This window comes from Thalassobaculum sp. OXR-137 (assembly GCF_034377285.1).
Taxonomy (GTDB): domain Bacteria; phylum Pseudomonadota; class Alphaproteobacteria; order Thalassobaculales; family Thalassobaculaceae; genus Thalassobaculum.
Window position 1 is genome coordinate 1,276,627 of the sequence record NZ_CP139715.1, and the last position, 12,559, is coordinate 1,289,185.

Genomic DNA, 12,559 nt, shown 5'->3' on the forward strand with positions numbered 1-12,559 from the left:
GGCAGGCTATTTGCGCTTGCCGGGAAATCCTGGAGGCAGGCCGCCGAGGCCGGGAAGACGGGGGCCGCCGAGACCGGGCATGCCGCCCATCCCGCCGCCGAGGCCGCCACCCATGCCGCCGGACGGCATCTTCGGCATTTCGCCCGGGGCCGGCATGCCGCCGCCGCCCATCAGGCCCTTCATCATGCCCTTGCCGCCCATCTTGCCGACCTTCTTCATCATCTTGGCCATCTCCAGATGGCTCTTCAGAAGGCGGTTGATGTCCTGCACCTCGGTGCCCGATCCGGCGGCGACGCGGCGCTTGCGCGAGGCGTTCATGACCCGCGGATTGACCCGCTCGGCCTTGGTCATCGAGGAGATGATGGCTTCCTGGCGCTTCAGCTGGCTGTCGTCGATATTCGCGCCGGCCAGTTGCTTCTGCAGCTTGCCCACGCCCGGCAGCATGCCGAGCACGCCGCCCAGGCCGCCGAGATTGCGGAGCTGCTTGAGCTGAGCGGCCATGTCGTCGAGCGTGAAGGTGCCCTTCATCATCCGCTCGGCCATCTTCTCGGCCTCTTCGGCCTCGATGGTCTGGGCGGCCTTCTCGACCAGGGACACCACGTCGCCCATGCCGAGGATGCGGCCGGCGATGCGCTCGGGGTGGAAGTCTTCGAGGTCGGAGACCTTCTCGCCGACGCCCAGCGCCTTGATCGGCTTGCCGGTGACGCCGCGCATGGACAGCGCCGCACCGCCGCGGCTGTCGCCGTCCACGCGGGTCAGGATGATGCCGGTGATGCCGACGCGTTCGTCGAAATTGGTGGCGGTGGTGACCGCGTCCTGGCCGGTCAGCGCATCGGCGACCAGCAGCACTTCGTGCGGATTGACCGCGTCGCGCACCGCGCGGGCCTCGGCCATCAGCCCTTCGTCGATGGACGTGCGGCCGGCGGTGTCGAGCATGACCACGTCGTAGCCCTGCAGGCGGCCGGCGGTCATCGCCCGCTTGGCGATGGTCAGCGCGGTTTCGCCCTGGACGATCGGCAGGGTGTCGACGCCGACCTGCTCGCCCAGGGTGCGGAGCTGCTCGCGCGCCGCCGGGCGGGTCACGTCGAGCGAGGCCATCAGGACCTTCTTGCGGTCGCGCTCGGCGAGACGCTTGGCCAGCTTGGCGGTGGTGGTGGTCTTACCGCCGCCCTGCAGGCCGACCATCAGGATCGGCACCGGGGCCGCGGCGTTCAGGTTCACCGCCTGGCTGTCGGAGCCCAGCATGGCGACCAGCTCGTCGTGGACGATCTTGACGACCATCTGCCCCGGGGTGACCGACTTGATCACCTCCTGGCCGACGGCGCGTTCGCGCACCCGGTCGATGAAGGACTTCACCACCGGCAGGGCGACGTCGGCCTCGAGCAGCGCCACGCGCACTTCGCGCATGGCGGTCGACACGTCGCTTTCGCTCAGTGCGCCGCGTTTCTTCAGGCGGTCGAAGACCGACCCAAGACGCTCGCTCAATCCCTCGAACACGTCGTCACCCGTGGTGCGTTACGGTCGAACCCAAATGGTCTTGCGTTGTCCCAAACGGAAACGCGCCCGTGCTCGAACCCTCGAGGACGGACGGAACCCGTTAAGGTCTCGGCGGCCGAAGCTGTGCCAAGAAGCGCGCTGTGTACGGGCAACCGCCCGCGGAGTCAAGTTTACCGGCTGAAAGCCGCCTCAGCGGCTCAGCATCAGGATCAGCTCGTTGTTCTTGTCGCGGGCGATGCCGGGGATCAGGAACAGGTCGAGGAACCACCAGATCGCCGGGATCAGCAGCAGGAAGCCGAAGATGCCGAAGGTGATGCCGGAGAGCGCGCCGAAGATCACCCACATGGCGAGCATGACCAGCGCACTCTTATGGGCGCCGAGATAGAAGCGGTGCACCGCAAAGGTGCCGAGAAAGAACCAGAGCAGATAGGCGATCAGCACCGACTTCTTGTTAGCGTCGTACTGCATCATCCGCTCTGCTTCGCCGGAATGGCCGTACCGGCCGGAAGCGTGGTCCGGCGATGTGTCCGTCATGTCGTGAATCCTCATACCTTTCGCGTTGCGTCATCCCTGATATGGGGACGCCGGACAAATCTGCAAAACCGGCATGGCCGGCCCGCGTTTTGTGCATGGGTTCCCCTCTTTCAAGACCGCGCATTGCAGAGGATATTCCGCACCGCGATCTGGGGAGCCCGGCGACTGTGTCCGGCGATAACCGGGGCGCGCCGCGCCGCACGCGCGATCGGGCCGGGAGGCCTCTCCACCCATGTTTTTCACCGCCCTCCGCACCGCTCTTTTCGCGGCGCTTGCGCTTGCCTCCGTCTCCACCGCCGCCTCCGCCGCCGGCAACGCCAACCGCGGCATTGCGCCGGCGACCGACGCCAAGACCTGCGGTCAGCTCGTCAAAGACACCCGTGAGATGCTGAACGAGACCGAGGTCACCGAGGATGTCGACAAGCAGGTCGAGGCGATGATCAAAGAGGCCTCGGCCCAGTGCAAGGCCAGCGACTTCGGCAAGGCGACCGACACCGTCGTCCAGGCCCGGGCCCTGCTGACCAAGGAATAAGTCCGGTCCGGGATCAGCATCGCCCAAGGAATAACCGTATCGGCCGTCGGCCGGCCTGACTTGCTTGCCCCAGCCCCCGGTCAGGCCGCCGCTTCCGGCACGATGGGCGGCCGCGCGTTGAGAGCGTCCTTGTCGAACCCGGCAAGGCGCTTGTAAGCCGCGGCCGTCCCCTCTCTCTCCTCCGCGCTCAGCACGTCGTCGATCCGCTCGAACCCGTTCGGCGCGCGCTCCTCCACCATCTGCATCACCTGCTCCGGCCCGTTGCCCCGATTGGCGGTGACGATCTTCGCCGTCGCCGGCAGCCGCTCGGCCTCGTAGGCCTGCAGCGCGGCCGGGGTGAGGCCCTTGGCCAGCAGCTCCCTTGTCAGCACCCGCGCATCCAGGATCGCCTGGCTCGCCCCGTTCGAGCCGATCGGGTACATCGGATGGGCCGCGTCGCCGAGCAGGGTCAGCCGCCCGTGGCTCCAGGCGTCCAGCGGATCGCGGTCGACCATCGGATATTCGTAGACCTTCTCCGCCGCCCGGATCAGGCCGGGCACGTCCAGCCAGTCGAACCGCCAGGTCTCGAAGGGCGGCAGGTAGTCCTCCACCCGGCCGGCCCGGTTCCAGTCCTCGCGCCGCCAGGGCTGGTCGGCGCTGAACTTGCGCTCGGCGATGAGGTTGATGAGCTGGCGGCCGTCCGGCAGGTCGCGCAGCGGGTAGCACACGAATTTCTGATACTCGTGGCCGGCCATGATCATGGTGCGCCCGCCGAGGAACGGCTGCGACACCGCCGTGCCGCGCCAAAGGATGGCGCCGTTCCAGATCGGCGGTCCCTCGTCCGGGTGCAGGGCGGCGCGGGCGGTGGAATGGATGCCGTCGGCGGCGATCAGGACATCGCCCTCCACCTCGGCGATCTCTGCGCCGTTCCGGTCGGCGAAGCGGGCGACGATGCGGTCGCCGCGATCCTCCCAGGCGGTCAGCACATGGCCGGTGGCGATGGTGTCGGCACCCAGCCGCTGCAGCACGGTGCGGGTCAGCAGCATCTGCAGCTCGCCGCGATGGATGGAAATCTGGGGCCAGCCATAGCCGGCGTCGCGGCCGCGCGGCTCCGACCAGATCTCCTGGCCGCGGCGCGAGTAGTAGGCCAGCCGGGCCGTGGGGATGCCGAGGCCCAGCAGCTCCTCCTGCAGGCCGAGCTCGGTCAGCTCGCGCACCGCATGGGGCAGCACGTTGATGCCGACGCCCAGGGGCGCCAGGGTTTCCACCGCCTCGAACAACCGGCACCGGATGTCGACCTGGTGCAGGCTGAGCGCCAGGGTCAACCCGCCGATCCCGCCGCCGGCGATCAGGACTGTCATGGCCGTCCCCTCCTTTCCCGTCTTTTCCCGCGATGATAGGGAGAGCGCGGTGGGTCGCACAAGCGAGGCGTAGAGGCAGGATGACGGCGAGACAGAGCGAGATCGTGCAGACCGGCTTCGGCCAGGTGGAGGTGCATCGCTGGGGGCCCGGCGGTCGGCCGCTGGTGCTGCTGCATGCCGCCGCCACCGGACCGAAGGCCTATGCGCCGCTGGCCGAGCGCCTGGCGGCGGCGGGATGGCAATGTCTCGCGCCGGCCCTGCACGGCTACGGCAACAGCCAGGTACCGGGGGCGGCCTCGGCGGTGGACGCCCATGTGGCGATCGCCGCCTGGCTGGCCGAGGTGAGCGGCGCCCGCACCCTGGTCGGCCATTCCATGGGCGGGCTGGCGGCCCTGCTGGCGGCACCCTCGGTGGGGCTCGACCGGCTGGTGCTGTTCGAGCCGATTCTGTTCGACGCGCTGGATGCGGAGGCGGATGCCGGCCTGATCGCCGCCGAGGCGGAGATGGCGGCGGCGATGCGGCGCCATCTGGCCGAGGGCCGGGACGAGGATGCCATCCGGGTCTTCGTGGAGGTCTGGAACGACACCGCCTGGGGCGACCTGCCGGCACCGGCCCGCGCCCGGCTGACCGCGCAGGCGGCCGGCGTGGTGGCCGATACCCGGGCGACCGGCAGCGTGAAGATAGCCCCGGAGGTCTGGCAAGCGGCGCCGCCGACCACGCTGATCCACGGCGACCGCTCCCCGGAGATCGCCCGGCGGATGGTGGCGGGCGCGGTCCGGCACCTGGCGCAGGCGGAAGTGGTCAGCCTGACGGGCATCGGCCATATGGCCCCGCTGATGCAGCCGGAGACGGTGGCGCAGGCCCTGGTGCAGGCGCTGGGCTCGGGTGACTAGGCGCTTCCCACCTCCTTAATCCAACTCATACCCCCTGCATACCCAACCCGACTTCCTGGACGACCGTCAGGGAGATCCAGGATCGTGCCCCGGACCGGTCCGCATACCGGTCCCGGCTCGACCTGACGGTCGTCCGGGAAGTCGGTTGGGGGGGAGAGATGAGCGAGAGAGGGCACAGAGTCCCCGCTCCTCCCCTCGATCGACTTCCTGGACGGACACCCGGCCCCGGCCTCGTGCCGGGGTGAGCCGGGGGCCGATCCAGGACCGTGCCTCGGGCGGGTCCGCATACCGGTCCTGGATCTCCCTGACGGTCGTCCAGGAAGTCGGTCTTGGGGGAAGGCGCCCAAGCGCCAACCGCCACCCGCCCCTACATGAATGCCCGGTCTTCCATCGGCCCATGCCGCAGGGTTTCGGCCACCAGTTCCAGGCCGGCGACCGCGTCCTCGTGGGTGCGGGGACGGCCGAGCGCCAGGCGGATCCGGTTGCGGCCCGCACCCGGGACGGTGGCGAACACGTCCCCGGCGGTGGTCACCACGCCCCGCTCCAGCAGGGCGGCGGCTACGTCGCTGCCCTCCCAGCTGTCCGGCGCGCGCAGCCAGCCGTGCGGGCTCGCCTCCGCCTCGATGGCGAGCAGCGAGCCGAGGAGCTGGCGGGCCATGTCGGCGCGGCGGGTCTGGGCCCGGCGCTTGCCCGCCCGGAGCCGATCGGCCGTCCCGTCGGTCAGCCAGCGGGTGACCACCTCCGCGCCCAGCGGGGCGGCCATCCAGACCGAATCCCGGATCGCCGCCCGGCCGCGCGTCCGCATCCGCGGCGGCATGTGCAGCGCGCCGATGCGCAGCCCCGGCGACAGGTGCTTGGAAGCGCTGGTGAGGTAGATCACGTGATCCGGCGCCAGGGCGGCGATCGGCGGCGGCACGTCGATATCGGCATAGGCCCGGTACAGGTCGTCCTCCACCACCGGCAGGCCGTGGCGCTCGATCACCCGGGCCAGCTCCCGCCGCCGCGGCGCCGCGACGGTCTTGGAGGTCGGGTTATGCACCGTCGGGATCAGGAACAGCGCCTTGGGCCGATGGTGGCGGATCGCGGCGTCCAGCGCCTCAGGCGCCATGCCCTCGGCATCCCAGTCCACGCCCACCACGCGCAGCCGCAGGGTGGAGGCGACGCCGATGAAGCCCGGATGGGTCAGCGGATCGCACAGGACCACGTCGCCCGGCTCTGTCAGGGCCTGGAGCGCGGAGGAGATCGCGTGCTGGGCGCCGGCGGTGATCAGCGTGGTGTCGGCGGACGCGTCGACGCCGAAGCCGGAGATCCAGTCGGCCATCACCGCCCGATGCTCCCGCCGCCCGCCGTTGGTGTCGTAATCCGCCAGCCGCAGGTCGCGCGGGTCGGCGACGATCTGCGCCAGGGTCGCCCTGAGCGCCGCCTCGGACTCCGCCATCTCGGTGGGGAAGTTCAGGCCCATGTCGACTGGCGCCGCCTCGCCCTCGCCGGAGCGGCCCCAGCCATGGGTGCGGGGGTCGCGCACGAAGGTGCCGCGGCCGATCTCCCCGTCCACCAGGCCGCGGGCGGTGACCTCCTTGTAGGCGCGGGTGACCGTGCCCACCGTCACGCCCAGGCGCCAGGCCAGGTCGCGATGGGTCGGCAGCCGGGTGCCCACCGCGAGCCTGCCGGCCTGGATGTCGTCGGCGATGGCCTCGGCGATGGCCCGGTAGCGCGGACCGGTGCGCCGATCGATGTCGGGAAGCCAATGCGTCATGGTGACAATGTTCCGCTTGAACCGAATTAAGGGAGACAATATGCCGGACAATCATAAAGACAATCGTAACATTGTCCCCGTGACAGACGGATCGCGGACGATGCAGAGACGAGGACCGGACCCATGACCCAGAGCGATGCCCTCGACCGCCTGAACGCCGCCGCCGAGATCGTGTATTCGGTCATGGGGCCGACGCCGCAATACGCCTGGCCGCTGCTGTGCGAGCGCGTGGGTGCCGAGGTCTGGGTCAAGCACGAGAACCACACGCCGGCCGGCGCCTTCAAGATCCGCGGCGGGTCGGTCTATGTGGACCACCTGCGCCGCACCCAGCCGGAGGTGACCGGCGTGATCGCCGCCACGCGCGGCAATCACGGCCAGTCGGTGGCGATCGCCGCCCGCCGGGCCGGGCTCTCGGCCACCGTCGTCGTGCCGGAAGGCAATTCGGTGGAGAAGAACGCCGCCATGCAGGCCTGGGGCGGCGAGCTGCTGGTCCATGGCCGCGACTTCCAGGAGAGCTTCGAATACGCCCAGGACCTCGCCGCCGAGCGCGACCTGCACATGTTCGCCAGCTTCCACGACCGGCTGGTGGACGGGGTGGCGACCTACGGCATGGAACTGTTCGAGGCGGCGCCGGACCTGGAGGCGGTGTTCGTGCCGATCGGCCTCGGCTCCGGCATCTGCGCGGTGATGCAGGCGCGCGACGCGGTCGGCTCCAAGGCCGAGGTCTGGGGCGTGGTGTCGGAGACCGCCCCCGCCTACGCGCTCAGCTTCGCCGCCGGCCATCCGGTCTCCACCAACGCCTCAAGCGCCCCGACCATCGCCGACGGTGTCGACTGCCGGGTGCCGAACGCCGCGGCCTTCGAGCGGATCAAGGCGGGCGCGGCCGGGATCATCAAGGTCTCCGACGCCGAGATCAAAGACGCCATGCGGGCCTATTACACCGATACCCACAACATCGCCGAAGGCGCGGGGGCGGTGCCGCTGGCCGGGCTGATGCAGGTGCGCGACCGCTGGCAGGGACGCAAGGTTGGCGTGATCTTGTCCGGTGGTAATGTGGACATGGACGTCTACCGGGAGGTCCTGGCCGGGGCGTCCTGACATCGAGACCCGGACGAACGCGACGTGAAAGGTGGATCATGACCGAGGAGCTGTTCCGCGAGGACTCCTACCTCACATCCTGCGAGGCCACGGTGGTGGCGGTGAGCGAGGAGGGGATCGTCCTCGACCGCACCGTCTTCTATCCGACCGGCGGCGGCCAGCCGGGCGATGTGGGGACGCTGACCACCGCCGATGGGCGCAGCGTGCCGGTGGCCGATACCCGCAAGGGCAAGACGGTCTCCGGCATCGTCCATGTGCCGGGCGAGGGGGCCGCGGCCCTGGCCGAGGGCGATACCGTGACGGCCACCATCGACTGGGACCGCCGCCACCGGCTGATGCGCATGCACACGGCGATGCACATCCTGTGCTCGCTGGTCGATGGCGGGGTCACCGGCGGCCAGGTCGGCGATCCCAAGAGCCGGCTGGACTTCAACCTGGAGCCGGAGAACGTGCCGGACAAGGACGCCCTGACCGAGAAGCTGAACGCCGTCATCGCCGGCGGCCATGACGTGACGATTGGCTCGATCACCGATGCCGAGCTGGAGAGCAATCCGGATCTGGTGCGCACCATGTCGGTGAAGCCGCCGACCGGAGCCGGCACGGTGCGGATGATCCGGATCGGCGACGCTGTGGACTACCAGCCCTGCGGCGGGACGCATGTGAAGAACACCGGCGAGATCGGCCGGCTGGAAGTCACCAAGATCGAGAACAAGGGAAAACAGAACCGTCGGATCAACATCGCCCTGGTCGACTGAGGGCGGTCCATCGGCGGGAGGCACGACGTGCCGGGGTGCCGGCGCGGACGGGTGAGGTGCGTGCGGCCCTTCGACCCTTCGACACGCCCCGGATCAATCCCGGATTAAATCCGGGACGGGGCTGCTCAGGGCGAGGTCTTTCAATGTTTAGAACGTTGACCTCGCCCTGAGCAGGACCCCGGCCGCGCCGGGGGCCGTGTCGAAGGGCCGTTTGCCCAGGCATATGTGAGGGAACAGGAAATGACCCTGAGTTTCGAGACCGTCGACGTGTTCACCGACACCCGCTACGGCGGCAACCCGCTGGCCGTCGTGTTCGGGGCCGAGGGGCTGCCGACCGAACGCCTGCAGCAGATCGCCCGCGAGTTCAATTACTCGGAAACCACCTTCGTGCTGCCGCCGGAGGATCCGGCCAACACCGCGCGGGTGCGGATCTTCTCCACCAAGCGCGAGATGCCCTTCGCCGGCCATCCGAATGTGGGCACCGCCGCCGTGGTCGGCTGGCGCGGGGAGCTGTTCGGCAAACCGCTCGGTGACACCGTCCTGTTCGAGGAGATCGCCGGCGTGGTCCCGGTGGCGCTGACCCGCGAGGGCGGAGGGGTGACGGCCACCACCCTGACCGCGCCGGAAGCCTTCTCCCGGCACGCGGAAATTCCGGTGGACCAGGTCGCCGCCTGCCTCGGCTTGGCGCCCGAGGCGGTGACCACCGCCCGCCACGCCCCGGTGATCGGCTCGGTCGGCCTGCCCTTCATCCTGGCCGAACTGACCGATGCCGAGGCGATCCGAACGGCCCGGCCGGTCGCGGCCCGCTTCGCCGACCAGCCCGACGTCGCCGCCAATGGGGCGATCCTGTGCTACGCCCGGGTGGCGGAGCCGGAACTCGACATCCGCGCGCGCATGTTCGCGCCGATCCGCAACGTCGCCGAGGACCCGGCCACGGGCAGCGCCTGCGGCGCGCTGATGGGCCTGCTCGGCACGTTGGAGGCGGGCAGCGGCACCCTTAAGCAGCGCATCGCCCAGGGGGTGGAGATGGGGCGTCCGTCGCTGATCCAGGGAGCCGTCGACCACGCGGGCGGCACCAGCACCGCCGTGCGGATCGGCGGCCGCTCCGTGCGGGTGATGCGCGGGAGCATCGAGGGGTGAGATGGCGGCAGGCCCTTCGACACGGCCCCCGGCTGATCGCCGGGGTCCTGCTCAGGGCGAGGTCATCTAACTGATTTTCCTTCGACCTCGCCCTGAGCAGCCCCGGATTGATCCGGGGCGTGTCGAAGGGCCGGGGCAACGACAACCAGGAGCACCGGACATGACCCTGACATACGAAACCGTGGACGTGTTCACCGAGACCCCGTTCGGCGGCAATCCGCTGGCGGTGGTGTTCGGCGGCGAGGACCTCGCCACCGAGCGGATGCAGGCGATCGCCATCGAGTTCGCCTATTCGGAGACAACCTTTGTGCTGCCGCCGAAGGACCCGGCGAACACCGCCCAGGTGCGGATCTTCACGCCCAGCCGCGAGGTTCCCTTCGCCGGGCATCCGAATGTCGGCACCGCCACGGTGGTCGCCCGGCGCGGCACCCTGTTCGGCAAGCCGGTCGGCGACGCGGTCCGTTTCGAGGAGGGGGCAGGGCTGGTGCCGGTCGCCATCCTGAGCGAGGGCGGGACACCCGTCGGTGCCCAGCTCACCGTGCCGCAGCCGTTCCGGCGCGGTGCGCAGGTGCCGGTAGCCGATATCGCCGCCTGCCTGGGCTTGGCCGAGAGCGCCATCCGCACCGACCGCCACGCGCCGGTCGGCGGCACGGTCGGGCTGGAGTTCATCCTGGTCGAACTGGCGGATCGCGCGGCGCTGGAGGCGGCCCGGCCAATCCGGGCGGAGTTCGAGAACCGCCTGGCCGCCCTGCCGGTCTTCGACATCCATTGCTATGTCCGCACCGGCGGCACGGACGAGGTGGACGTGCGCACCCGCATGTTCGCCCCCCTGGACAATATCGACGAGGACCCGGCCACCGGCAGCGCCAACGGCGCCCTTTTGGGCCTGCTGGCGGAGCTCGACGGACCGGACGAGGGCACCATGGCCCTGCGCATCGCCCAGGGGGTGGAGATGGGCCGCCCGTCGCTGCTTCTGGGCGAGGTCGACCGGGCCGGCGGGGCTTCCACGGCGATCCGCGTCGGGGGCCGCTGCGTGCCCATGATGCGCGGCGAGCTGGTGATGCCATGACCGAGCCGGCGGCCCAGGCTGTCGCCATCGGCCCGGCGGTCACCGACGCGGACCGGACCGATTTCGCCGCGCTGGTGCGCGAGTATGTGGGCTGGCTGGCGATCGATCTCGGCTATCAGGGGCTGGAGGCCGAGCTGGCGGCGCTGGAGCGGGTCTACGGCGAGCCCGGCGGCATCCTGCTGGCCCGGGGTGCGGACGGTACGGCGCTCGGCGGGGTGGCGGTCAAGCCGCTGCCGGCGCTGGGCTCCGGCATCTGCGAGATGAAGCGGCTCTACGTGCGGCCGGCGGGGCGTGGGCTGGGGCTCGGCCGGCGGCTGGCGGAGGCGGCGATGGCGCATGGCCGGTCGGCCGGGTTCAGCGCCATGGTGCTGGACACCCTGCCAAGCCGGATGGGCGACGCGGTGGCGATGTATGCCCGGCTCGGCTTCACCCCTCGGGCCGCCTATTACGACACGCCGATCACCGAGACGATCTTCCTGGAGCGGCTGCTCTAACCCGCTCAGCCCCGCGGCCAGGCCGGGTGGTGGTCGTCGATCACGAAGGCATGGGCGTGGCGCAGCGGGCCGTGGCGATGCGGGTGGCTGTGCGGCTCCGGCCCCTCCCAGCCTTCGTGGTCGTGCTGGTGATGGGCGTCGTGCACATGCTCGTGGGTATGGTGCTGCTCCGGATGGTCGTGGGTCAGGGACGACCGGTCCTCCGACGGCCAGAACGCCGCCGCGGCCGCCGTGCCGGCCGCCGCCAGCGCCGCCAGGACGGCGAAGGCGATCCAGGATTCGTCCAGCCGGCCGAGCAGGCCGGCCAGCGGATAGGCGACCAGCCAGCAGGCATGGCTCAAGGCGAACTGGGCGGTGAAGACGGCCGGGCGGGACTCCTCGTCAGACGAGCGGGTGATGACCCGGCCCGCCGGGGTGCCGATCAGCGAGCCGGCGAAGCCGATGACGGCCCAGATCGCGGCCAGGACCGCGAAGCCCGATCCGGCCAGTCCGGCCAGGAGCGCGCCGACCATCAGGGCGCCGCCGGTCAGCATGACCCTGCGTTCGGACACATGCTCCAGCAGCCGCGGCAGGGCCAGGGCGGCCAGCATGGAGCCGCCGCCCAGCACCGCCATCAGCACGGCCACGTCGCTTTCGCCGCCGCCGAGCCGGTCGCGGACCAGGACCACGGTGTTGACGATCGCCATCGCCCCGCCGGCCGACACGGCGAAATACAGGGCGAACAGGCCGCGCAGCCGCGGGGTGGCGAGGAAGACACGCAGTCCCTGGGTCGCGCGGTCGCGGAAGCGGCGCGCCTGCTGCGCCGCGGGCCGGGGCAGGCGGCAGGAGACGATCAGCAGCGCCGAGAGACAGAAGGTGGCGGCATTGGCGGCGAACAGCGCGTCGTAGGACAGCACCGTCAGGGCCACGGCGGCGAGGCCCGGGCTCGCCAGGTTCTCGATGTCGTAGGCCAGCCGGGAGAGGGCCAATGCTCGGGTATACTCCTCGGTGTCCGGCAGCACGTCCGGCACCGTCGCCTGGAACGCCGGGGTGAAGCCGGCGGCGCAGAGATGCAGGGCGAGGAACAGGGCGTAGACCTGCCAGATCTCGGTGACGAAGGGCAGGCCGAGCACGATGGCGGCGCGGGCGATGTCGAGGACGACCAGCATCCGGCGGCGGTCGAACCGGGCGACGGCTGCGCCGATCACCGGCGCCAGGGCGACATAGATCACCATCTTCAGCGCCAGCATGAGACCCAGCACCAGCCCGGCATCGCCGCCCGCGAGGTCGTAGGCCAGCAGGGCCAGCGCCACCGTGGTCAGGCCGGTGCCGACCAGGCTGGTCACCTGGGCGGCGAACAGATGCCGGAACGTGCGGTTGGCGAGGGGCGCGAGCATAGCCACAGAGATGGGGCTTCCCGTCGAAGGTCAAGGCTGACGCGCGTTCCGCCCCGTTCCGGGCGCAGCGGCGTT

12 protein-coding genes are annotated in these 12,559 nt (G+C 70.5%); 7 read left to right on the top strand and 5 right to left on the bottom strand.

The genetic code is table 11. The annotated features are described in order from the left end of the window. Positions 1 to 6 precede the first annotated feature (6 nt). Together ffh and T8K17_RS06065 are read right to left on the bottom strand one after the other, a co-directional pair. Positions 7 to 1,497: a signal recognition particle protein gene (ffh, locus tag T8K17_RS06060; RefSeq protein WP_322333603.1), complete on the bottom strand. Its 1,491-nt coding sequence runs from the start codon at positions 1,495 to 1,497 to the stop codon at positions 7 to 9. Positions 1,498 to 1,686: 189 nt separating this feature from the next. Further along, positions 1,687 to 2,031 carry a TM2 domain-containing protein gene (locus tag T8K17_RS06065; protein ID WP_322333604.1) on the bottom strand — a complete coding sequence of 115 codons (345 nt, stop codon included), beginning with the start codon at positions 2,029 to 2,031 and terminating at the stop codon, positions 1,687 to 1,689. A 232-nt stretch (positions 2,032 to 2,263) separates the two neighbouring features. Here T8K17_RS06065 and T8K17_RS06070 point away from each other — a divergent pair, with 232 nt between their 5' ends. Continuing rightward, positions 2,264 to 2,563: a hypothetical protein gene (locus T8K17_RS06070; RefSeq protein ID WP_322333605.1), complete on the top strand. Its 300-nt coding sequence runs from the start codon at positions 2,264 to 2,266 to the stop codon at positions 2,561 to 2,563. 80 nt (positions 2,564 to 2,643) lie between these two features. On the opposite strand, the gene T8K17_RS06075 is transcribed toward T8K17_RS06070, so the two are convergent. Beyond that, positions 2,644 to 3,903, bottom strand: coding sequence for a flavin-dependent oxidoreductase (locus T8K17_RS06075; RefSeq protein ID WP_322333606.1), 1,260 nt, complete (start codon positions 3,901 to 3,903; stop codon positions 2,644 to 2,646). 80 nt (positions 3,904 to 3,983) lie between these two features. Between T8K17_RS06075 and T8K17_RS06080 the strand changes: the two genes are divergently transcribed. Then, a complete protein-coding gene (locus T8K17_RS06080) occupies positions 3,984 to 4,796 on the top strand; it encodes an alpha/beta hydrolase (RefSeq protein ID WP_322333607.1) in 813 nt (270 codons plus the stop codon). A 367-nt stretch (positions 4,797 to 5,163) separates the two neighbouring features. Here T8K17_RS06080 and T8K17_RS06085 read toward each other — a convergent pair whose 3' ends face one another. Beyond that, positions 5,164 to 6,552 (bottom strand): PLP-dependent aminotransferase family protein, encoded by a 1,389-nt coding sequence (locus T8K17_RS06085; protein ID WP_322333608.1) that lies wholly within the window; start codon positions 6,550 to 6,552, stop codon positions 5,164 to 5,166. A gap of 123 nt (positions 6,553 to 6,675) precedes the next feature. Between T8K17_RS06085 and T8K17_RS06090 the strand changes: the two genes are divergently transcribed. From T8K17_RS06090 to T8K17_RS06110, 5 genes are all read left to right on the top strand, one after another. Continuing rightward, positions 6,676 to 7,650 carry a threonine dehydratase gene (locus tag T8K17_RS06090; RefSeq protein WP_322333609.1) on the top strand — a complete coding sequence of 325 codons (975 nt, stop codon included), beginning with the start codon at positions 6,676 to 6,678 and terminating at the stop codon, positions 7,648 to 7,650. A gap of 38 nt (positions 7,651 to 7,688) precedes the next feature. Then, positions 7,689 to 8,405, top strand: coding sequence for an alanyl-tRNA editing protein (locus T8K17_RS06095; RefSeq protein WP_322333610.1), 717 nt, complete (start codon positions 7,689 to 7,691; stop codon positions 8,403 to 8,405). Between the two features lie 240 nt (positions 8,406 to 8,645). Continuing rightward, entirely contained in the window at positions 8,646 to 9,545 is a 900-nt protein-coding gene (locus tag T8K17_RS06100) for a PhzF family phenazine biosynthesis protein (RefSeq protein WP_322333611.1), read from the top strand. 160 nt (positions 9,546 to 9,705) lie between these two features. Beyond that, positions 9,706 to 10,614 (top strand): PhzF family phenazine biosynthesis protein, encoded by a 909-nt coding sequence (locus T8K17_RS06105; protein WP_322333612.1) that lies wholly within the window; start codon positions 9,706 to 9,708, stop codon positions 10,612 to 10,614. Then, complete coding sequence (locus tag T8K17_RS06110) at positions 10,611 to 11,108, top strand: GNAT family N-acetyltransferase (protein ID WP_322333613.1); 498 nt, start codon at positions 10,611 to 10,613, stop codon at positions 11,106 to 11,108. Before T8K17_RS06105 ends, T8K17_RS06110 begins: the two co-directional genes overlap by 4 nt. Before the next feature lie 5 nt (positions 11,109 to 11,113). Here T8K17_RS06110 and T8K17_RS06115 read toward each other — a convergent pair whose 3' ends face one another. After that, positions 11,114 to 12,484, bottom strand: coding sequence for an MFS transporter (locus T8K17_RS06115; RefSeq protein ID WP_322334936.1), 1,371 nt, complete (start codon positions 12,482 to 12,484; stop codon positions 11,114 to 11,116). Positions 12,485 to 12,559 lie beyond the last annotated feature (75 nt).

Coding starts and splice junctions, on each gene's coding strand:
- T8K17_RS06065 (WP_322333604.1), bottom strand. CDS start 2,031: ATGACGGACACATCGCCGGACCACGCTTCCGGCCGGTACGGCCATTCC.
- T8K17_RS06070 (WP_322333605.1), top strand. CDS start 2,264: ATGTTTTTCACCGCCCTCCGCACCGCTCTTTTCGCGGCGCTTGCGCTT.
- T8K17_RS06075 (WP_322333606.1), bottom strand. CDS start 3,903: ATGACAGTCCTGATCGCCGGCGGCGGGATCGGCGGGTTGACCCTGGCG.
- T8K17_RS06080 (WP_322333607.1), top strand. CDS start 3,984: ATGACGGCGAGACAGAGCGAGATCGTGCAGACCGGCTTCGGCCAGGTG.
- T8K17_RS06085 (WP_322333608.1), bottom strand. CDS start 6,552: ATGACGCATTGGCTTCCCGACATCGATCGGCGCACCGGTCCGCGCTAC.
- T8K17_RS06090 (WP_322333609.1), top strand. CDS start 6,676: ATGACCCAGAGCGATGCCCTCGACCGCCTGAACGCCGCCGCCGAGATC.
- T8K17_RS06095 (WP_322333610.1), top strand. CDS start 7,689: ATGACCGAGGAGCTGTTCCGCGAGGACTCCTACCTCACATCCTGCGAG.
- T8K17_RS06100 (WP_322333611.1), top strand. CDS start 8,646: ATGACCCTGAGTTTCGAGACCGTCGACGTGTTCACCGACACCCGCTAC.
- T8K17_RS06105 (WP_322333612.1), top strand. CDS start 9,706: ATGACCCTGACATACGAAACCGTGGACGTGTTCACCGAGACCCCGTTC.
- T8K17_RS06110 (WP_322333613.1), top strand. CDS start 10,611: ATGACCGAGCCGGCGGCCCAGGCTGTCGCCATCGGCCCGGCGGTCACC.
- T8K17_RS06115 (WP_322334936.1), bottom strand. CDS start 12,484: ATGCTCGCGCCCCTCGCCAACCGCACGTTCCGGCATCTGTTCGCCGCC.